Here is an 18,118-nt window from a genome sequence, read left to right on the forward strand (position 1 = left end):
TAAAAATTACAACTCTTTGAAATCGCGCAAAACTTGATAAATGTTGAAGATATATTCTCAAAGTGCCGAGAAGTAGGTGAAAGTTAAAGATAAGAATTAGTTAACTTTCAGTAAACATTAAGAGATTTTATGAGCTTAGCATTAACTATAGATTCAAATTTAGAAGTATCCTCCAAAGCGAGAAAGCACTCCCGAATTCAGTTTAAGAATGAAGCGGAGTCTTTTCAAATGGCGAAGGGATTTTTTAAAGAATACTCTCAAAAGGGTATATCAAGTTTTGCATTTTCAACAGTTGGGTATAAGAACTCTCAACAAAAGGCCATGTTAGCTGTTGCTTGCTACTTCTCTCAGGTTCAATTTCAAAAAACTAGTTTGATTACCGATAGTTTAGATGGAGTATTTAAGCCTCTTATCGCCGGAGCAATGGAAGTCGAAATTCTTACTCGTGATGGAGTTGTTGTTACTGGTTATCAATTTGAAGGCATGTATATTTTTGATATGGAAAGTATCATGGACCTAGCATCAGATGAGAAGATTTCTTTGGAGTCAATTTTAGCAACGATTAAAGAGTATTCCGATGTAATATTTTTTGACTTACCTGAATTAGAAACAATAAAAGAAAATTTAAATATATATCGCCCTATAGTATCGGCCATCGAAAGTTTGAGCGTTATTTACTTTGAAGATAATGAAAATAAAATTGTTGAAGAGGTTTATAATCACTTTGATCGTAATGGCATAGACTTAAGAGGGAGTTTGATTCAAACTCCTTAGTCTTTCTTTTGTTCTGAGTCGATTATAATTTCAAAGTCTTCAACAATCTTACTGCTGATTAATTTTATATTTTTTGACTTTAAGTTTTTTCCAACTTCAATACTTTCTTGCATCTCAAGATCATGATCTTTTTTCCAATACTTATAGCAAACTAAAATATAAAGCCCCATTGAAGAGAATCCATGAATAAAGTAGGTTAAAACTACGTTGTCTTGAAGAATGAAAAGACAGACAAGAGTAGGTACTAAGAAAATTAGAGCTGTTGCTGATGCAGCTTTGCTCGCAGAGTATTTTCTTTCTCTAGTGAGAATATGATGGATATGGAGTCTATCTGACTTAAAAGGAGACTTCTTAAAATAAAGCCTTCTTAGGAAGCTAACCGCTAGTTCAATCATAGGAATTGAAAGAGGTAGAAGAGAGAGGAAGATTGCCTGTGACGGTCCAATTTCTTTAAATGTGTTGATATAAATCAAAGATGATAGGAAAATATAAGTGAGTCCCAGAAGATTGGCTCCAATTTCTCCCAGATGTATTTTTGCAGGTTCTTTGTTAAAGAAGTAAAAAGAGCAGATCCCAATATATAGTAGAGGCGTAATCAGGATAATGTTTTTAATATTATAAAGAAAGCCAATACTGTAAAAAGTTAGAAAGACAACAGAAGAGACCTTAACTGTCATCGTATCTAACCCGTCTAAAAGATTACTCCCATTAAGAGTTCCAAATCCCCAAAACACTGCAATAGGTATAAAGAAGATGATGAATTCGCGCTGAAGAATAATGACTAGAAAAAGAGAAAAGGTCATAACAGCAAAGAGCTGACTTAATAATTTTATTCTTGGGGATATCTCAAACTTATCATCAAGATAACCATGAATTGTAACTAGAAAAATCGAAAGGATAAACCCAAGGCTTGAGAATTTTTCTAAAGTGATCATGAGGGAGTTCGAATAGAAATAGTAAACTACAAAGAGCGTTGAAAATGAAAGGGCCAGTCCACCCAAGACAACAGCATTTGTTTTAGATTTTCTTGCTGGAATGTAGAAAAGTTCTCGGAGGATAGTGTTCTTAATACTTCTAGACCTAGCTACAGTAAAGAGAAGTCCTAGGTTTATTAGGACTGTTCCAATGAGAAGAATCTTATGGTTCATTAAGAAATCTAGTAAAATCATAAACTATTATATTCCAAATCTAATTTTATAGGTTAAGAAAGTGTTTTTTTGTTGTTAACTTTTTAATTATTACAGTTGTTTATAGCATTATCGGCTAGAAAGTTAAATATCTAAAATAAATGAATTTTTTTCCTTTTAAAACGTAGAACCCTAATGATGTCTATAATCATATCAAGGAGTTAACTTGATAACATTGATTGTTCCTACATTTAATCGGGCATATGCCCTTAAGCAGGTCTTAGACACTTTTTATACACAGGAAGATGTCTCTGAGGTGATTTTTATTGATGACTGCTCGGAAGATGACACTAAAGAAGTTGTTGATCAATTTTCTAAAAAGTACCCAGAGATTCAAACGAAGTACTTTAGAAATAATGAAAACTTTGGAGCGTCTTACGGAAGGAAGCTAGGTTATCAGCAAGCGTCGAATGAGTATGTGATGTACTGTGATGATGATGAGTTTCTTGGCGAATTATATGCAAAAACTTGTTTGGAAAAATTATTATCAAGTGGTGCAGACGTTGTATCCGGACGACATTTTTACCGCGAAGTTGGAGAGAGCTTTGAGTCTTCACTCTCAAGATTTGGAGATGGTTTAAATAATGATGTTGTGTTCGATAAATTTAGATTTCAAATAAAGACTGACTCAATACATAGAACCGATATTGAAGTTCCTTTTACTCATGCAATTTTTTTAACGAAGAAATCTTTGCTTGAAAAATATTCTTTTGATGTTTTTTACTCTAAAGGGAATGGTTTTCGCGAGGAAAGTGATTTCCAGTTAAACCTCTTTTGTAACGGGGGGAGAATTCTTGTCACTAATGATGTTCATTGCATACATATGAATTTAAGTGAGGTTAAGTCAGGCGGACAAAGGGTAAGTCGTTTAGAGAGATTTTACTGGACTCTTTACTATACAAACTATTTTATGAATAAGTATTTCTATAAGGTTAGAGATAAGCTTAATATAAGATACCCTCTATGGGTAGGTAAGGGGATTTACTTTATCCTTACCTTTGACCAGTTCTTTATTAGACCATTTCGTGTTCTTCTTTCGAGGGGGTTCAAATGAGATGGCAGATAGGAAAAAATGTAATTCAATCTATATTCTATAAGAATCAAAATTTGATAAATCCATGGGGCGTCGAGACGTCAGATACATCATCATTTTATAGCCTTGAAGACGGTATTGGATACAGATACAAAGTAGAAGATGAAAAACAAATAGTCAAAGAAAGTTCGCATGAGTATGGCGCCAAAATTCTTATGAAGGATGGTGCCTTTAATATTAAATTAATAGAAAACTTAGACGACGCAAAAGTTAGTCGAAAATTAGAGCTAGAAGTTTTGGAAGATATCCCACTTATGGACTTTGTTTTAAGGTTTCGATTTAAAGACAAATTCTTTCCTACTGCGAAAATAGCAGCAAGAGAGTTCTCTTGTGACAATTCAAACCTTTATCATATGTATCCAACGGATCGAGTAGAGCTTTTCGGTGAAAAATATCAAATAAATTTGCAGGTAAAGAAGTTTCAGGCCCCAAGTGGTTTTGAACAAAATATGTACGTAAGATCTCGTCATGGAGAGTGGATTGTTCATGCTCGAATGATTCCTAACAGATCGGACAAAGAAGTAATTAAACTATGTAGTAAGTGGTTTATGACTAGACCTCTTCCGCAATGGTTAACAAACTTTTTATTATATTTTAAACCTATTAAGAATTGCCTATGGTACCGAGGAGAAAAGAACCCCTTTAAAAGTAGAATAATTAATATTTTCAATCCAAATGCATTCCCTATGATTGAGCTTAAGAAAGGTGAAGTCCTAAAGTGGGAAGTCGAGTGTGAAATAAGTGAAAGATAAATTAGTCAATAATATATTATATTCTTTTCTAGAGAAGCTTTTTCAAATTCTCTCTGGATTTGTGTCTTCATTTTTCATTATTAGAATGCTTGAACGTGAGAGTTATGGTGTTATTGGAATAGTCGCAGGCTTTTACGCTCTAGTAAATATTTTCAATTTCTCTTATGAGGCAATAATTGTTAGAGATCATAAGAAGTTTGATGATGATGAGTTAGGACATTTTCTTGCGTTTAGTCTTTATAAAATGATTGTCTTATTCTTTTTGAGTCTAGTGCTAGCGATCGGGCTTAGCTTTCAACATTCGAACTTTGAATTCTATTATGCGGTAGGCTCAATTTTTGCAGTCTTTAGCTTAGACTTTCTCTCTGCTCCAATTGTATTGCTAGCAACTTCGAGATTTAGACATGATTTAGTTAGTAAGGTTTCATTTCTTAGGTATGTATTGAATGTTGTATTACTAGGAGGACTTTTTTATTATCCTAATCTTAAATATCTTTTTATTAAAGATATTTTTGTTTTATTTGTCGTATCTGTTGCATGGATCATAGTTCTTAAAAAAAGTTTAAAGGTGAAAACAGCTCTGGTAAGACAGTTTATAAAGTTTGATACAATTAAATTCTATAAGAATATTAGCGATTATTCTTTATGGACACATTTGATTGCGTGCGTGACATATTTCATTTATCGCGCAGATACAATTTTTCTCTCCTTTATTTCTCCACTTAGAACTATAGGTAATTATAATGTGGCATTATCGTGTGGGAATTTTGCCAATATTGCACCTGCTATTTTAGGGTTTCAAAATTCTGTGGCCATCTCAAATGTTGAAGATCATTTGGAGATCGAAAGAGTGAGTTCTTCTTTTACTAGGATATCAATAATTGCTTCTGCTCTTATGCTGGCAGGACTTTTTTTTACTGGAGAATTTCTGTTAGAAATAGTCACGGGGCAAAATGATGTTTCTGAAATATTTTTCTACACGAAATGTATTGTAATAGGACTACTCCTCGTGAAATCACTTGCTTCTCCAATGGTTTCAGTTATTCAGATGAAGGGGAATGTAAAAGAATTGTTTCTTAAAGTTAATATACCTGTTTTTTTTATAACAGTGATAACTTACTCTCTAAGTTCTATATTCTATGGTGCTAGAGGAGTTGCCATTGCAAATATAATAAATTCATTAGTGTGGATAGTTCTGTTGTATTTTGAATTTAATAAAATGGGCTTCAAGTTAGTTCTAACTTCTGGTTATGGAGATGATTTGAAAAAGTTATGTGATGTTATAAGGAGAAAGTTTTGTTAATAGTAGAAAAGATTTTTGATAGACTTTGTTTCTATTTGTACTTTCGTAATCAATATAAAAAGAAGTTCCTTAAGTATGGTGACAATATAAGATGGGGAAGGGATGGGCGTTTTCTAACCATTCCGCGTAGTATTCGTATCTCATGTCCTGAGAAAATTTCTCTTGGTAATAATGTAAGAATCGATGAAGGTGTTTATCTACAGTGTCATCCTAAAGGTGGTGGGATAGAGATTAAAGATGATTGTCGCATCAACTCTCATACACATATTCAAGCATTTTCAAAAATATCTCTTGGAGAAAAAGTTTTAGTTGCGCCATTTTGCTTGATGAATAATGGGAAACATGGAATAGGCGACAATAGTGCTATCATGGATCAGGATTATGTAGATTGTGGAGAGATTAGTATTGCGGCTGGTGCTTGGTTAGGGCATGGAAGTAAAGTTCTTGGAGGCGTTTCCATCTCTAGCAATTCAACTATAGCCTGTAGTGCTGTTGTAACAAAGTCTTTTTATAGCAGTGGAGCAGTTATAGTCGGTATTCCAGCGAGAGAAGTCCGTGAAAAATAGACTAACTTCTTTAAGTGACTTTTTAAATAATAGAATAACTACGCTTTGTGATAGTAAGGAGTTTTCTAAATATAGAAGCTTTTATGGAGAATGTTTTGCAATTGCTTCTTTAGACTTGAAAGATATGTTGTCCGAAGAATGTAAGAATTATTTGATTGAACTTTATAGGCAACAGGATAAAGAAGATAGTGAGTTTCATTTTGAGTTCAACAACTATGCAATGACAACGTCTCGCTTACGTGAAGAGTTTAAATCAGACTTTTTTCCTCTTAAATTTAAGGGAACACCATGTACAAATTGGACATTGTTAAGAAATAGAGTTCTTCTTGATAATTCTGACTCTGGTTTAAGTGAAATACTTAATAAGATAGAAAAATATCAGCTAGCAAGTGGACTTATATTAGATGATATTGGTGTTAAATCCTTTCAGTATCATTGCTTCTCTATGGCGATGATTGCAGAGAGTTATGAGCTAACTAAAAATGAAGAGCTTCTAAGATCTTTTCGACTTGGTGTTAACTTTATAAGAAATTTTATTTCCCCAACGGGGGAGACATTATTTGTCGGTCGTGGTCAGAATCAATCGTTTGGATATTCAACATTGTTGTACATACTCGTCTTAGCACAAGATCTTTGTAACATGAGCCTTGTGCAAGAGATTGAACTTGTGCTATCTCTTCTAGAAAAACAAGTATCACTCTATAATGATTTACCTCTCATGTTAAATCAGCCTCTAGTCAAACCATACCTTGTTGATATGAATGATCCTAAATTCTATGGGTGGTATCCTTATAATAATTATATAGACTATTTCTGTTTTAGTTCTTATTTTATTACTAAAGCTAGTTTGTGTTATCAGGAGCATTCTGGAACTGAAGAAAATCAATCACAGCAGTACTCCGACGATTCCTTTAAAGTATTAAAGAAGAAGTACTTCAGTGTTATGTCATGTGTAGGCGGTTATTGGACAAACGATTTGCCAATTCCTTTTATCCAATATGAGAATGAAAATATAACTCCGCTATACGGTGGTGAGCAGTTTCAACATAGTTGTTACAACTTAAATGATGTTCCTCTTCCTATTAATAATTTATTTGATATTTCAATAAGAAAGCGCGCCCGTTCTAAATTTGTTGATAATTTTTTAATTGTGAAGTCTCCTCTTGGTAGTTTGCGACGAGAGTATATTTTCAATGAATCCAGTATCGTGATAAATTCAGATCATTTCTTGCCATTTTTGTTTTCAACGCCGTATTTTTTCTTTAGAGGTGCTGAAGTGGTTAGCTCTAGGGTAATTCGATATAAGAATGTGGAATTTCATTTTTCTAAAGATATTACTTCACAAGGAAAAGCGATAACTGTTTCTGGTGAATTAAGTAGGTTTATGGTTCGTGGTAATCATCGTTTGGAGATAAAATTTTTATGAAAGTGACTGTAGTTATTCCGACATATAAGAGATATGATTATTTAGAAAGACTTCTACTTTCAATAGAAAGACAGACGTACAAGGGATTTGAAGTTATTGTTGTTGATGACTGTTCTCCTGCTCAAGATGAATATCAAAAAGTAATAGAAAAATTTTCTAATTCATTTGAGAAAATAACTTATCTATCTAATGAGAAAAATAGTGGCGCACCTCATTCTAGAAACCGAGGAATTCGATTAGCTAGGGGGGAATTTATAGCTCTTGTTGATGACGATGATGAGTGGTTTGAAACAAAATTAGAAAAACAATTAGAGGTTTTTGAAAAAGGTGATCAGTCTCTTGGACTGGTGTATACGTGGGCGGATGTTGTTGACGAAAATAAAGTTAAAATTGGAGAAAATAGAGAGAGTGTTGCAGGCGATGGAAGGAGATCGATTGTTGATCGTTGCTTTGTCTGTAGTCCATCTGTGATGCTTAGAAAGTCTTCATTAATTGAGGCCGGTCTCTTTGATGAGGAGTTTCCTAGTTGCCAGGACTGGGATATGTGGACACGGATTCTTTTTAATGGAAATACTTGTGACGTAGTGAAAGAGCCCCTTGTTTATTATTATAAGCATGGTGGAGAGACTATAGGTAAATCTCCTAGGGCGTTGGTTGGTTTTAAAAAATACTATGCAAAGCACTTCATTAAGCTAATTAGGTACTTAAAGTTGAGACATTTGGTTCGCTTTGCGAGGTATTTAATAATGGTAAAGTCTTGAAATATTTAGTTAATATTGAGCTGTGGGCGATAAGTACCATTTATATTTTTTAAGTTAATTTTCTTCATTTAAAAGGTTTTTACTCCGATAAGTTTAATACTAGGAGAGCCTTTTGAAGTTATTATTTTTAACTCCGCAATTACCATTTCCATCAAATAGTGGTGGAAAGATCAAAACTTTCAAAATGATTGAGCATTTTGGAAATCAGTATGACCTATCTCTAGGCGTTCTTATTAAAAAAGATCAAGTCTCTTTAATTCCAGAATTTATGTCTAGGGTTAAGGTTAGTCAGACTTTTTCTGAAGTTGTTGATAAACCTAGGACTATTGTTAACTTTCTTAAGTCTCTCTTTGCGAGAAAGCCGCTTAGTGTTTTTAGAAACTACTCTTCTAGTTTTAAAGTAGAGTTATCAAAAAATATTTATAATTACGATACTGTTGTTGTTGACCATTTTTTGATGTTTCAATATATACCTCAAGATTATAAAGGAAAAATAATTTTTCATGCACATAATGCTGAATTTTTGATGTGGAGTAGATACTCAAAATTATCAACTAATGTGATTAAGAAGTTTCTCCTTTTCTTTGAAAGTAAAAGAATCAGGCAGTACGAAAGAAAAATATGTAAGAAATCAAATGTTGTGCTGGCTTCTCCAAATGACATTTTAGAGTTGAAGAAATTAGCTCCTAGTACGGAGTTTCGTGAAACATTTCATCTTGGTGATGATGGGTTGTTAAGATTCTATCATCCTGGTTTTGATTCTTGCCAAGAGCAGATTAGTTATGTCGGTTCATTAGACTGGCAACCCAATGAAGATGGTCTAAGATGGTTTATTTCAAATGTTTGGAATGAATTCCACTTTAAGTTTCCAAAAGCAACGCTTTCTATAATTGGGAAAGGTGCCTCTGAAGATTTTGCAGAATTTTGCAATAAATATGAAAATGTTGAATTACATGGTTTTGTAGAGAACCTAGAAAATGAATTATCTAAAACAAAGGTATTGATTGCTCCGCTTCGATTTGGAAGCGGTATGAAAGTAAAGACAATTAATTCTCTTTATACGGGAATTCCTCTTGTGACGACTTCAGTTGGGTCAGAAGGAATTGAGATTGTTGATCAGATGCACTACTGTAAAGCCGATACAGCACGTGATCAGCTGCATTCTCTTACGCAATTATTCACAGATAAAGACTTTTGGGAACATATTGGTGGTGAAGCCAGAGAGTTAGCAAAAGTTAAATATACTTGGAAAAATAATTTAAATAACATAACTGAGGTAATTAATGGTAGCAGTGAAGTTCGCAAATATCGAATTCAAAGCACTGAAGAAAAGTTCGCTGCTTAATGATGAGAAAGGCCTGAAGTTAGTTGTTACTGCTAACTCAGAGATCATTATCAAAGCAAATGAAACACCAAAGCTGCAAGAAATTATGAATAATAATTTTACTACTTTTGATGGTAAAATTCCTCATGTTTTAGCAAAATTAGATTATAAGAATGAGGAAATTGAAAAGATATCAGGCTCCGATTTTATCTATGATTGTTGCAGAACCGCTAGAAAGAATGGAGAAAGAATTTTTCTTTTAGGTTGTCGCGAGGATGTTAATCGCATGGCCGTAAATAATATTAGGGAACAGTATGGTATACAAGTAGAAGGCTTTTCTCCTGTATTAGCAGATTATCCGTTTCCAGAGTTACACAATAAACAAATCTTAAATAGAATAAAACTATTTCGTCCTCATTATCTCTTTGTTGGCTTTGGTGCTCCCAAGCAAGAGTTTTGGATGGATGCTCATAAGGAATATCTAGAAGAACTTGGCGTAAAAGTTGTTGTAGGTTCTGGTGGAACATTTGACTTTGTGGCCGGTGCTGTAAAGCGTGCCCCTGTATTTATTCAGAATATAGGTCTTGAAGGTGTTTGGAGATTTTTAGTTGAACCAAAATGGTTTAGAGTAAAGAGAGTGTTAGTGAGTTTTAAGATATTTTATTATTGGCTACAGAAGAAATAGCCGATGCAACGAAATTACACCGGCATTTATAATATTACTGTAATTCTTTCGGAACACCTTTAGGAATTGCACTAAGAAGTCTCTTAGTATACTCATCTTGAGGGTTCTTGTAGATTTCATCTGAAGATGCATACTCAACAATTTGACCATTATTCATTACACATACTTCGTCTGAAATATACTTCACAACAGAAAGGTCGTGAGAAATAAAGATATAAGTTAAGTTAAACTCTTCTTGTAGGTCTTGTAGAAGGTTTAAAACTTGTGCTTGTACAGAAACGTCTAGTGCCGAAACTGATTCATCACAGATGATGAATTCTGGTTGAAGACCTAGTGCTCTCGCTATACAAATTCTCTGTCTCTGACCACCAGAAAATTCATGAGGATATCTATTTAAGTGGTCACCACTTAAACCAACTTTTTCAAGAAGGTCTGCTGCTGTTGCATATCTTTCCTTCTTAGTCCCACCAATACCATGAATAACCATTGGTTCAGTGATGATATCTCCAATTGTCATTCTTGGATTAAGTGAAGAGTACGGGTCTTGAAAAATAATTTGCATTTTTCTTCTAAGAAGTCTCATCTCTTCATGACTGATATTAGTTATGTCTTGACCGTGATAAAAAACTTGTCCAGCAGTAGGCTCGATCAGTCTTAGGATCGCTCTACCAAGAGTAGTCTTACCACAACCAGATTCTCCAACTAGTCCAAGAGTTCTACCTCTTCTAACTTTAATATTTACATTATCTACAGCTTTAAAGTGATCAACAGTTCTTCCAAAAAGCCCGCCCTTAATAGGAAAAAACTTTTTAAAGTCTTTAACTTCTAAAATAACTGGGTTTTCTGTTTCATCAATTGGACGTGGAACTTTGATTTCTTTTTTAAGAGGATCTAACTTCTCTAAAGCGCCTTCTTTAACAAAGTCTTCTACTGTCATTAGTCTTTTAGGATTTTCAACTAAAGAAGGACGACAAGCTAACAACCCTTTAGTATATGGGTGTTTAGGAGCTTCAAAAAGTTCCTTTGTTGTATTTTCTTCAACTAGGTCACCTCTGAACATAACAGCTACTTCATCAGCTATATCTGCAATCACTGCAAGATCGTGAGTGATGAATAGCATAGACATACCGTGCTTTCTTTGAAGTTCGAACATAAGCTCGAGAACTTGTTTTTGAATAGTAACATCTAGTGCAGTTGTAGGCTCATCACAGATAAGAAGTTCTGGTTCACAGGCCATTGCCATTGCGATCATAACTCTTTGTTTTTGACCACCAGACATTTGATGCGGATATTTGTTAACAGATTCAGCTGGTTCAGGAATCCCCACTTCGTCTAAAAGTTGAATAGATCTAGTTCTTGCTTCACTTTTTGATTTTCCTTGATGAAGCATTAGAACCTCATCAATTTGATTTCCAACAGTGTAAACAGGATTGAGTGAAGTCATTGGCTCTTGAAAAATCATGGCAATCTTATTACCTCTAATCTTTCTCATTTCTTCTTGAGTCATCTTCGTTAGGTCTTGACCTTTAAAGAGAATCTCTCCTTCTGCTATTCTACCAGGAGGGCATGGAATTAATCCCATGATTGCTAATGAAGTAACAGATTTACCGGAACCAGACTCACCAACGAGTCCAACAGTCTTTCCTCTTGGGATATCTAAGTTTAAATTTTTAACAGCTCTAACTGTCTCATCTTCGGTTTTAAACTCAATTGTTAGGTTCTTAATACTTAAAATAATTTCGGACATATTCTTTCCCGTTGTTTAATATAATCGGTAATTTACATTTCTATAATAAAGTAGCTAGATAGACAATAGTTGACTTTGTTGCATATAGTCTTTTCTTTGTCTAACTTATTGAAATTATATAAAAGTTAATGAGAGGCAGTGAATCTTTACTCAACTAAACTTAAAATTATGCAGATAGTTATGAATTATCGAGATATAATAGTTCGTAAATCGAGGACTAATTATGAGTAAAATTCTTATAGTCGATGACGAGAGAGTTATTTGTGACATGATGGCGGATCTCTATCGAGCGAAAGGACATGACGTTACGGTTGCTTACAGTGGCAATGAGGGCTATAGGCTAGTTGAGCAAAATGTCTATGATTTAGTTATTTCTGATGTCTTAATGGATGATGGAGATGGGCTGGAAATGGCAGCTAATATAAAAAGATTTAATGATTCATTATCAATTATTCTTGTTACGGGTTATTTTGATGATACAACTTCAACTGTTCCAACAAACGTGAAAAAAGTCTTTAGAAAACCAATTAAATTTAAGGAAGTTCTTTCTTATACTGAAAAGCTTTTAGGCACAGTGGCCTAAAAGCGCTCAATTTTTATTTCTTTGTAAATGTCTTATTATATAGATCTATGGCCTCTTCAAGGCACTTCGTTGCATGTGTTGGTCCAAGAAAGTCTGAAACTATGACTTCTTTTTTCTCTAGCGCCTTGTAATCTTCAAAAAATCTTCTTAATTCATGGATTCTGTGAGGAGGAAGTTCGCTTATCGAATTATAGTGAGCGTATTCAGGATCGTTGGCATGGACAGCAATTATTTTATCATCTGCTTCGCCTTGGTCCATCATTTTCATCAAGCCGATTGGTTTCGCTTTCATTATTGTTAATGGGTAAACTGGTTCTTGACCAAGAACTAGGACATCTAGGGGGTCGTTATCCTCACAATAAGTTTTAGGAATAAATCCATAGTTGGCGGGATAGTGAACTGAGCTAAAAAGAACTCTATCAACCATTATCATGCCTGTATCTTTATCAAGCTCGTATTTATTCTTTGATCCTTTTGGTACTTCAATTACAACATTGAACGTATGTGGTACATCGTCACCTAAACTTATATCATGCCATGGGTCCATAAAAATATCCTTTGTTAAAGCTCATTATACATTATCTTGGCCAAATTAAAGCTAGGAATTTTTAATCATTTAATATAATTTTTTTTTATTTTAATAACTTTAAAAGGCTACATATGAAAACACTTTGCTCTCTTATTATACTACTACTTATCTCTTCTTGTGCCATGACTGAAACAAAGAAAGAGATGAGTATGCAAACTAAAGTTGAACTCTCAACTGCTCCAGATTTAAGTAAACCAATGATTGCTCAATTGCTCCTCGAAATACTAAAGAATTCCGAAATTGAAAATGAAGAAAAATTAAAAATTCTAGATGCGATTAAAATTTATATTACTGAGTTTACTTTTGTAAGGGCCCAAAAAAATAGGGCATTCTCAGCATTTTTAAAAACGCTTAATAGTCCTGATGACAAAGCTTTTAAGGAAATTAATGAGTTATTAAAAGAGCTTGCAAAGAAAGAGCTTGATATTCAACTTAAACTTCTTTCTTATATTAAGAAAAACCTAAAGGGTAAGGGTGATGATCAGTTAACTCAATCGATAATTGATGCTATTACAAACCAAAGTCAAGGTTTTCAAACAAATCAAGAGATGAATCAGATTTAAGATAATTCTATTTTTTTTAAGGCCTTATTCTTCCAGCTTGCTGAGAGAATAGGGTTCTTGATCATCTCCTCTAGTACCTTTTCCTGATTATCTTCATTTAAAGCATTTATTACCCTATCTAGAGAGAGCTTAGGGTAGGGTCTATCTAAGAGTGTAATCTTATCTTTAGTCGTAATCGTTCCATCTTCTAAAACATTCGAAAACCAACCTAGCTTTCGAGCAAAGAGTGCCTCTTTGTGAAGTGACTTTATTTCAAATTGAAGGTCTATTATTCCACATGGAAAACGTGGTTCTGTAATTTGACACTTTATATTTCCTACTTGATAAATATCTCCAATATTTACATTCAATTCATTTAGACCTTTAGTGGAAATATTCTCACCAATACTGCCAGGAATAAATAAAGTGCCAGAGTAAATCTCTTGAAAATATTGGTAATGCTCAATAGGATAGAAGTGAAGAACTCTATTTGCTCCACCGTGATATTTTTTATTAGAAACTTCATCACCAATTAATAGTTTGTTGGAAATCTTAATCTCCGATACTTCTTGTCTATTAATAGAGCTTTTGAGGCCAGGCTTTTTAAATTGTTGGGGCTTCCCAATATATAGCGCATTGATAGTGAAATTCATAGTTTGTCCGTTTCTTGATAAATTCTATATATAGTATTAACTCTCATTTCTAGGTTGGCAATTTCTTATATTCTTGATGAATTGAGTTTTTTTTAAGATTAGAGCGAGACCTATCCGATATTTATCTCATGAAAAAAGTACTAACTGCTTTATTTATTGGATGCTGGGTTATTGGAGTCTCTTATGCGATTACGATGATGCACTCTTGGCACTATGTGGACCTATCTCCAAGTTCTACGGAAGATTTTAAGCTCGCAAGTATATTGCCTGAGGTTAAAGATCATGGTGTTGTTCATTTTTTAACACCTAAGTGTAGTTGTTCAAAGAGTATTTTTGAACATTTGAATAGTCGTGGTCCTCTTGGAAAAACTGTTGCAAGTGAAGTTGTTATCTTAATTGATGATGATAAAGAAGAGTTCTTAAAACCTTTAAAGAAAAATGGTTTTCAAGTTTATAATTATTCAACAGCTCAAATGAAAGATGAATTCAGTACCTCGATAAAGGGTGTTCCTCTACTTGTTATCTATAACAAAAGTAAAGATGTTCGCTATGTTGGAGGTTACTCTGATGCTTCAATAACTCCATTAACCCAAATAAACATAAAGAACTATTTACTAACACTTAATGAGGGGAGAAAAATCGCTTCAAAGCCAGTGATAGGTTGTAGTGTTAGTAAAGAATATCAAGCGATATTAGATCCCTTAGGGCTTAAGTATAAAAAGGAAAATTAATGAATCTCTATGAAGAAAATCTGCATAAAACTATGAAGTATGGAGGTATTGCAATACTGGCCCATATTCCAATATTCTTTGCTATGGCGAAATTTTTTAGTACCGAAATGAGCATCGCAATTCTTGGTCCAGTTTTATTATTTCTAGGACAATTTATTATTAGTAAGATTATAAAAAATATTAGATTAACTTCTATTTTGATGGGATTTTCGACCATTGCTCTTTCTGGAATTATGATTCATTTAGGAAAAGGTATGATTGAATGGCACTTTCATATTTTTGTAACAATTGGAATATTATGTTTGATGGCCAATCCTTTAGTTATAGTCGCAGCGGCCCTGACTGCGGCAGTTCATCATGTTGGGTTCTATTTCTTTTTACCTGAGAGTTTATTTAACTATAAAGCTGGACTAGAAATTGTTGCTATTCATGCTACATTTGTTGTTGTGGAAGCAATTGCTTGTACATATCTTGCATATAAGTTTAAAAAAGTCTTAGATTTGCAAGGGCAGATAAATGATGAGATTTCACCTCTTGTTTTGAGTGTTGATGTTGCTTCTAGGGAAAGTCGACAATCATGTTCTGGATTACTTTCACTTTCTAATCAAAATGCTAGTGCTGTGACAGAAATTTCTTCTACATCTGAAGAAATTTCTCAAATGGTTAGAACAACGAAGGATCAGCTTAATAAAGCACTTGTAAGCATGAAGGAGACTTCAGATTCTGTTGCAAAGAGTTCTGAAGCTATCTTGAAAGGAGAAACATTTCTCGCTTCTTTGAATAAGATTAAAAAAAATATGGAAGAGTTACAAGTAAGCTCTTCACAACAGCTTCAATCAGTAGTTGAATCAGTTAATTTTATCAGTGAAAAAACGAGTATTATTACTGATATAGTTTTTCAAACGAAACTACTTTCATTTAATGCTTCTGTTGAAGCTGCTAGGGCCGGAGAGCATGGGAAAGGATTTGCGGTTGTGGCCGAAGAGATTGGAAATCTTGCTTCAAATTCAGGTGTTGCCTCTGAAGGTATTAATGAAATCGTTGACAAAAGTAAGGGGCAACTGACATCTTCGGTGGGCTCAATTACAGAAAATTTAGAATCATTTCAGTCTCAATTAGATGAAGCTTTTAATAGCTGGGCAGAGATAAGTAATACCTTAAAAAGTTCTTTTGATATTGTTGAGAAGAGCTCTAAGAACCAAGAATCATTTTTGAGTGAAATTTCTACAGCAGCTAATGAACAGAGTGCGGGAGTTAATGAGCTGACCGCGTCTTTAAATAATATTCAATCTTCTAGTAATGATGCTTTATTGAAAATCAAAGAGCTTGAAGAAGTGGTTACGAATTTAGAAAGTTATTCGAATAGATTAACGGGAATAAGTGAAAAAATAGCGGCCTAGCTTTAGTTAGTAGATACAAAAAAGCCCTCTTAAAAGAGGGCTTTTTTATTGGTACTCCCAAGGGGATTCGAACCCCTGTTACCGCCGTGAAAAGGCGGTGTCCTAGACCGGGCTAGACGATGGGAGCATAATTGAAAAAATGGTGATCTCGCTGTGACTCGAACACAGGACCCTCTCCTTAAAAGGGAGATGCTCTAACCAACTGAGCTACGAGACCATTTTTCTCAAGAACCGAATTTATAGAAAATTTAGACGGAACTGTCAACGAACAAAATGAATAATACTTTCTATTTGTGCTATTTTAGATATTCTATATAGTGGATATATGAGTAAAATAAAAAAGCTTTTATTGCTGACTTCCATAGTCGCTGTGGCAGCGATCATCATTAATATTATAGGTGTCGATCAGATTTTTTCGGTTGATCAATTAAAGCAAATGTTAAATGAAAATAAGCTCTTGGCCATAGTAGTTTTCTGTTTAGTATTTTCTGCTGCTAACCTTTTATATATCCCTGGATTCCTCTTTGTAGCTGCTCCTGTTTCTCTTTTTAGTGTTCGAGAAGCTTTTGTAATTGTCTATATCGCCTGTATTGTTTGTTCAAGTATCAGCTACTACTTTGTCTCGTTTTTTGGCAATGATCTTTTAAGGACATTTGATAATAGGCTGTCGCGTTGGGCGTTTGAAAATATAGATAAAAGGCCAATCTTTTCAGTGATTGTGCTTAGAACGCTAATGCAAACAACCCCTGCACTGAATTATACATTATCTTTAAGTGGAATTAAGTTTAGTAATTACATTTTAGGGTCGATGATAGGATTAATAATCCCTATATTTATATACTGTGCAATATTTGCTTTAATATTAAATAATAATTATGTTTTTTAAACTATTTACCATATTTATAATCTCTTCGGCCTCAATGGGTCTTGAACTTCGTTTTTGTTACGAGTTTGACACTTATTACCCTTTTACTAATAAGGCGACAGAGACTAATAAGCAGGGAATTATTCCAGATATAGTTGCTGCCGCTGCTGCTGAGGTTGGAGTCGAATTAGTCACCTACAGAGCATCTTGGAAGCGTTGTTTGATGGATTTTAAAAATGGAACCTCCGATGTCATTGCTGCTGCGATATGGTCTAAAGAGAGAGATGAGTGGAGCCAGTTTCCTAAAATCAACGGACAGTTAGATAAGGAAAACTATCTTTGGAAAGCGGATTATCTGATTCATCAGCATATTGAATCTCCTCAGCTTTGGGATGGAGAAAAGTTTATTGATAAGAATCTGAAGATATCTGCTCCAGAAGGTTATATTGCTTATAAAAAACTGGCCGAAGCTGGCGTTCTTAATGAAGAGAAATTAAAAGCAGACCAAGGAATGTTACTTGTTCAAGCTAAGCGTATTGATGGTTATATTGTAGAGGCCTTAATAGGTAGAAATATAATTAAGAGACTAGGCATAGAAGATAAAATTGTCCCAGCTGAGAAGCCTTACTTTTCAAGTCTATGGTACGCCCCACTATCTAAGAAGTTCTCAAAGAAATATCCAAGTTTATCTGAAAAGTTTCTTCAATCGGTCGGCTCTAAGAGAAAAGAATTAAAAGAAAAATTATTAAAGAAGTATGGTGTTTCACACTGATATTTTGGGTATAAAAAAAGCCACTTTGCAGTGACTTATTATTTCGAAAGTAAATGGTACTCCCAAGGGGATTCGAACCCCTGTTACCGCCGTGAAAAGGCGGTGTCCTAGACCGGGCTAGACGATGGGAGCACATTTTGAAAAGAATGGTGATCTCGCTGTGACTCGAACACAGGACCCTCTCCTTAAAAGGGAGATGCTCTAACCAACTGAGCTACGAGACCTAATCATTTCTAAACGTGAGACTGAGAATAAGGTCAAAGAGCTTTCCTGTCAAACGAAAATTTGGATATTCTTCAGAAATTATATAAAAAATATACTTTGCTACTTGTCTGAAAGCGCGTCATTAACTATGGTGTCCCTGT

At 34.1% G+C, this 18,118-nt stretch carries 19 protein-coding genes and 4 tRNA genes; 15 read left to right on the plus strand and 8 right to left on the minus strand.

The annotated features are described in order from the left end of the window. Positions 1-129 precede the first annotated feature (129 nt). Positions 130-774, plus strand: coding sequence for a hypothetical protein (locus DPQ89_RS15650; protein WP_127717973.1), 645 nt, complete (start codon positions 130-132; stop codon positions 772-774). Here the strand turns inward: DPQ89_RS15650 and DPQ89_RS15655 are convergent. Further along, a complete protein-coding gene (locus tag DPQ89_RS15655) occupies positions 771-1,922 on the minus strand; it encodes an MraY family glycosyltransferase (protein ID WP_164848470.1) in 1,152 nt (383 codons plus the stop codon). The two genes, DPQ89_RS15650 and DPQ89_RS15655, sit on opposite strands and share 4 nt — an antisense overlap. A 205-nt stretch (positions 1,923-2,127) precedes the next feature. Between DPQ89_RS15655 and DPQ89_RS15660 the strand changes: the two genes are divergently transcribed. From DPQ89_RS15660 to DPQ89_RS15695, 8 genes are all read left to right on the plus strand, one after another. Beyond that, positions 2,128-3,015: a glycosyltransferase family 2 protein gene (locus DPQ89_RS15660; RefSeq protein ID WP_127717975.1), complete on the plus strand. Its 888-nt coding sequence runs from the start codon at positions 2,128-2,130 to the stop codon at positions 3,013-3,015. Continuing rightward, positions 3,012-3,806 (plus strand): hypothetical protein, encoded by a 795-nt coding sequence (locus DPQ89_RS15665; protein ID WP_127717976.1) that lies wholly within the window; start codon positions 3,012-3,014, stop codon positions 3,804-3,806. Before DPQ89_RS15660 ends, DPQ89_RS15665 begins: the two co-directional genes overlap by 4 nt. Then, entirely contained in the window at positions 3,796-5,109 is a 1,314-nt protein-coding gene (locus tag DPQ89_RS15670) for a lipopolysaccharide biosynthesis protein (protein WP_127717977.1), read from the plus strand. The genes DPQ89_RS15665 and DPQ89_RS15670 overlap by 11 nt, the downstream gene beginning before the upstream one ends. Beyond that, complete coding sequence (locus tag DPQ89_RS15675; protein WP_127717978.1) at positions 5,103-5,675, plus strand: acyltransferase; 573 nt, start codon at positions 5,103-5,105, stop codon at positions 5,673-5,675. Before DPQ89_RS15670 ends, DPQ89_RS15675 begins: the two co-directional genes overlap by 7 nt. Continuing rightward, positions 5,665-7,101 (plus strand): hypothetical protein, encoded by a 1,437-nt coding sequence (locus tag DPQ89_RS15680; RefSeq protein WP_127717979.1) that lies wholly within the window; start codon positions 5,665-5,667, stop codon positions 7,099-7,101. Before DPQ89_RS15675 ends, DPQ89_RS15680 begins: the two co-directional genes overlap by 11 nt. After that, a complete protein-coding gene (locus tag DPQ89_RS15685; protein ID WP_127717980.1) occupies positions 7,098-7,862 on the plus strand; it encodes a glycosyltransferase family A protein in 765 nt (254 codons plus the stop codon). The genes DPQ89_RS15680 and DPQ89_RS15685 overlap by 4 nt, the downstream gene beginning before the upstream one ends. Positions 7,863-7,974: 112 nt before the next feature. Then, positions 7,975-9,207 carry a glycosyltransferase gene (locus DPQ89_RS15690; RefSeq protein WP_127717981.1) on the plus strand — a complete coding sequence of 411 codons (1,233 nt, stop codon included), beginning with the start codon at positions 7,975-7,977 and terminating at the stop codon, positions 9,205-9,207. Next, the gene (locus tag DPQ89_RS15695; RefSeq protein ID WP_127717982.1) at positions 9,146-9,871 is read left to right on the plus strand and encodes a WecB/TagA/CpsF family glycosyltransferase; all 726 of its coding nucleotides are present in this window, start codon (positions 9,146-9,148) and stop codon (positions 9,869-9,871) included. The genes DPQ89_RS15690 and DPQ89_RS15695 overlap by 62 nt, the downstream gene beginning before the upstream one ends. Before the next feature lie 34 nt (positions 9,872-9,905). Here DPQ89_RS15695 and DPQ89_RS18795 read toward each other — a convergent pair whose 3' ends face one another. Beyond that, entirely contained in the window at positions 9,906-11,618 is a 1,713-nt protein-coding gene (locus DPQ89_RS18795) for an ABC transporter ATP-binding protein (RefSeq protein WP_127717983.1), read from the minus strand. Positions 11,619-11,841: 223 nt separating this feature from the next. Here DPQ89_RS18795 and DPQ89_RS15705 point away from each other — a divergent pair, with 223 nt between their 5' ends. After that, complete coding sequence (locus DPQ89_RS15705; RefSeq protein WP_127717984.1) at positions 11,842-12,201, plus strand: response regulator; 360 nt, start codon at positions 11,842-11,844, stop codon at positions 12,199-12,201. Positions 12,202-12,214: 13 nt separating this feature from the next. Here the strand turns inward: DPQ89_RS15705 and DPQ89_RS15710 are convergent, their stop codons facing one another. Continuing rightward, entirely contained in the window at positions 12,215-12,748 is a 534-nt protein-coding gene (locus DPQ89_RS15710) for an inorganic diphosphatase (protein WP_127717985.1), read from the minus strand. Between the two features lie 113 nt (positions 12,749-12,861). On the opposite strand from DPQ89_RS15710, the gene DPQ89_RS15715 reads away from it, so the two are divergent. After that, on the plus strand, positions 12,862-13,353 hold the full coding sequence (locus DPQ89_RS15715; RefSeq protein WP_127717986.1) for a hypothetical protein: 492 nt from the start codon (positions 12,862-12,864) through the stop codon (positions 13,351-13,353). On the opposite strand, the gene DPQ89_RS15720 is transcribed toward DPQ89_RS15715, so the two are convergent. After that, a complete protein-coding gene (locus tag DPQ89_RS15720) occupies positions 13,350-13,985 on the minus strand; it encodes an MOSC domain-containing protein (protein ID WP_127717987.1) in 636 nt (211 codons plus the stop codon). The two genes, DPQ89_RS15715 and DPQ89_RS15720, sit on opposite strands and share 4 nt — an antisense overlap. 128 nt (positions 13,986-14,113) lie before the next feature. Between DPQ89_RS15720 and DPQ89_RS15725 the strand changes: the two genes are divergently transcribed. Together DPQ89_RS15725 and DPQ89_RS15730 are read left to right on the plus strand one after the other, a co-directional pair. Next, positions 14,114-14,716 (plus strand): hypothetical protein, encoded by a 603-nt coding sequence (locus tag DPQ89_RS15725; protein ID WP_127717988.1) that lies wholly within the window; start codon positions 14,114-14,116, stop codon positions 14,714-14,716. After that, complete coding sequence (locus tag DPQ89_RS15730) at positions 14,716-16,116, plus strand: methyl-accepting chemotaxis protein (protein WP_127717989.1); 1,401 nt, start codon at positions 14,716-14,718, stop codon at positions 16,114-16,116. The genes DPQ89_RS15725 and DPQ89_RS15730 overlap by 1 nt, the downstream gene beginning before the upstream one ends. 49 nt (positions 16,117-16,165) lie before the next feature. On the opposite strand, the gene DPQ89_RS15735 is transcribed toward DPQ89_RS15730, so the two are convergent. After that, positions 16,166-16,243 (minus strand) — tRNA-Glu (locus DPQ89_RS15735). Between the two features lie 13 nt (positions 16,244-16,256). Continuing rightward, positions 16,257-16,333: transfer RNA gene (locus DPQ89_RS15740), tRNA-Lys, on the minus strand. Positions 16,334-16,441: 108 nt separating this feature from the next. Here DPQ89_RS15740 and DPQ89_RS15745 point away from each other — a divergent pair. Continuing rightward, positions 16,442-17,002, plus strand: a complete 561-nt coding sequence (locus tag DPQ89_RS15745) for a TVP38/TMEM64 family protein (RefSeq protein WP_127717990.1) — start codon at positions 16,442-16,444, stop codon at positions 17,000-17,002. Next, positions 16,992-17,753 (plus strand): ABC transporter substrate-binding protein, encoded by a 762-nt coding sequence (locus tag DPQ89_RS15750; RefSeq protein WP_127717991.1) that lies wholly within the window; start codon positions 16,992-16,994, stop codon positions 17,751-17,753. Before DPQ89_RS15745 ends, DPQ89_RS15750 begins: the two co-directional genes overlap by 11 nt. 54 nt (positions 17,754-17,807) lie before the next feature. Here DPQ89_RS15750 and DPQ89_RS15755 read toward each other — a convergent pair. Then, positions 17,808-17,885: transfer RNA gene (locus tag DPQ89_RS15755), tRNA-Glu, on the minus strand. Between the two features lie 15 nt (positions 17,886-17,900). Continuing rightward, a tRNA-Lys gene (locus tag DPQ89_RS15760) sits at positions 17,901-17,977 on the minus strand. Positions 17,978-18,118 lie beyond the last annotated feature (141 nt).

The sequence above is a fragment of the Halobacteriovorax sp. HLS genome (assembly GCF_004006665.1).
Classification (GTDB): Bacteria; Bdellovibrionota; Bacteriovoracia; order Bacteriovoracales; family Bacteriovoracaceae; genus Halobacteriovorax.

Coding starts and splice junctions, on each gene's coding strand:
- DPQ89_RS15650 (WP_127717973.1), top strand. CDS start 130: ATGAGCTTAGCATTAACTATAGATTCAAATTTAGAAGTATCCTCCAAA.
- DPQ89_RS15655 (WP_164848470.1), bottom strand. CDS start 1,922: ATGAACCATAAGATTCTTCTCATTGGAACAGTCCTAATAAACCTAGGA.
- DPQ89_RS15665 (WP_127717976.1), top strand. CDS start 3,012: ATGAGATGGCAGATAGGAAAAAATGTAATTCAATCTATATTCTATAAG.
- DPQ89_RS15685 (WP_127717980.1), top strand. CDS start 7,098: ATGAAAGTGACTGTAGTTATTCCGACATATAAGAGATATGATTATTTA.
- DPQ89_RS15695 (WP_127717982.1), top strand. CDS start 9,146: ATGGTAGCAGTGAAGTTCGCAAATATCGAATTCAAAGCACTGAAGAAA.
- DPQ89_RS18795 (WP_127717983.1), bottom strand. CDS start 11,618: ATGTCCGAAATTATTTTAAGTATTAAGAACCTAACAATTGAGTTTAAA.
- DPQ89_RS15705 (WP_127717984.1), top strand. CDS start 11,842: ATGAGTAAAATTCTTATAGTCGATGACGAGAGAGTTATTTGTGACATG.
- DPQ89_RS15710 (WP_127717985.1), bottom strand. CDS start 12,748: ATGGACCCATGGCATGATATAAGTTTAGGTGACGATGTACCACATACG.
- DPQ89_RS15715 (WP_127717986.1), top strand. CDS start 12,862: ATGAAAACACTTTGCTCTCTTATTATACTACTACTTATCTCTTCTTGT.
- DPQ89_RS15720 (WP_127717987.1), bottom strand. CDS start 13,985: ATGAATTTCACTATCAATGCGCTATATATTGGGAAGCCCCAACAATTT.
- DPQ89_RS15725 (WP_127717988.1), top strand. CDS start 14,114: ATGAAAAAAGTACTAACTGCTTTATTTATTGGATGCTGGGTTATTGGA.
- DPQ89_RS15730 (WP_127717989.1), top strand. CDS start 14,716: ATGAATCTCTATGAAGAAAATCTGCATAAAACTATGAAGTATGGAGGT.
- DPQ89_RS15745 (WP_127717990.1), top strand. CDS start 16,442: ATGAGTAAAATAAAAAAGCTTTTATTGCTGACTTCCATAGTCGCTGTG.
- DPQ89_RS15750 (WP_127717991.1), top strand. CDS start 16,992: ATGTTTTTTAAACTATTTACCATATTTATAATCTCTTCGGCCTCAATG.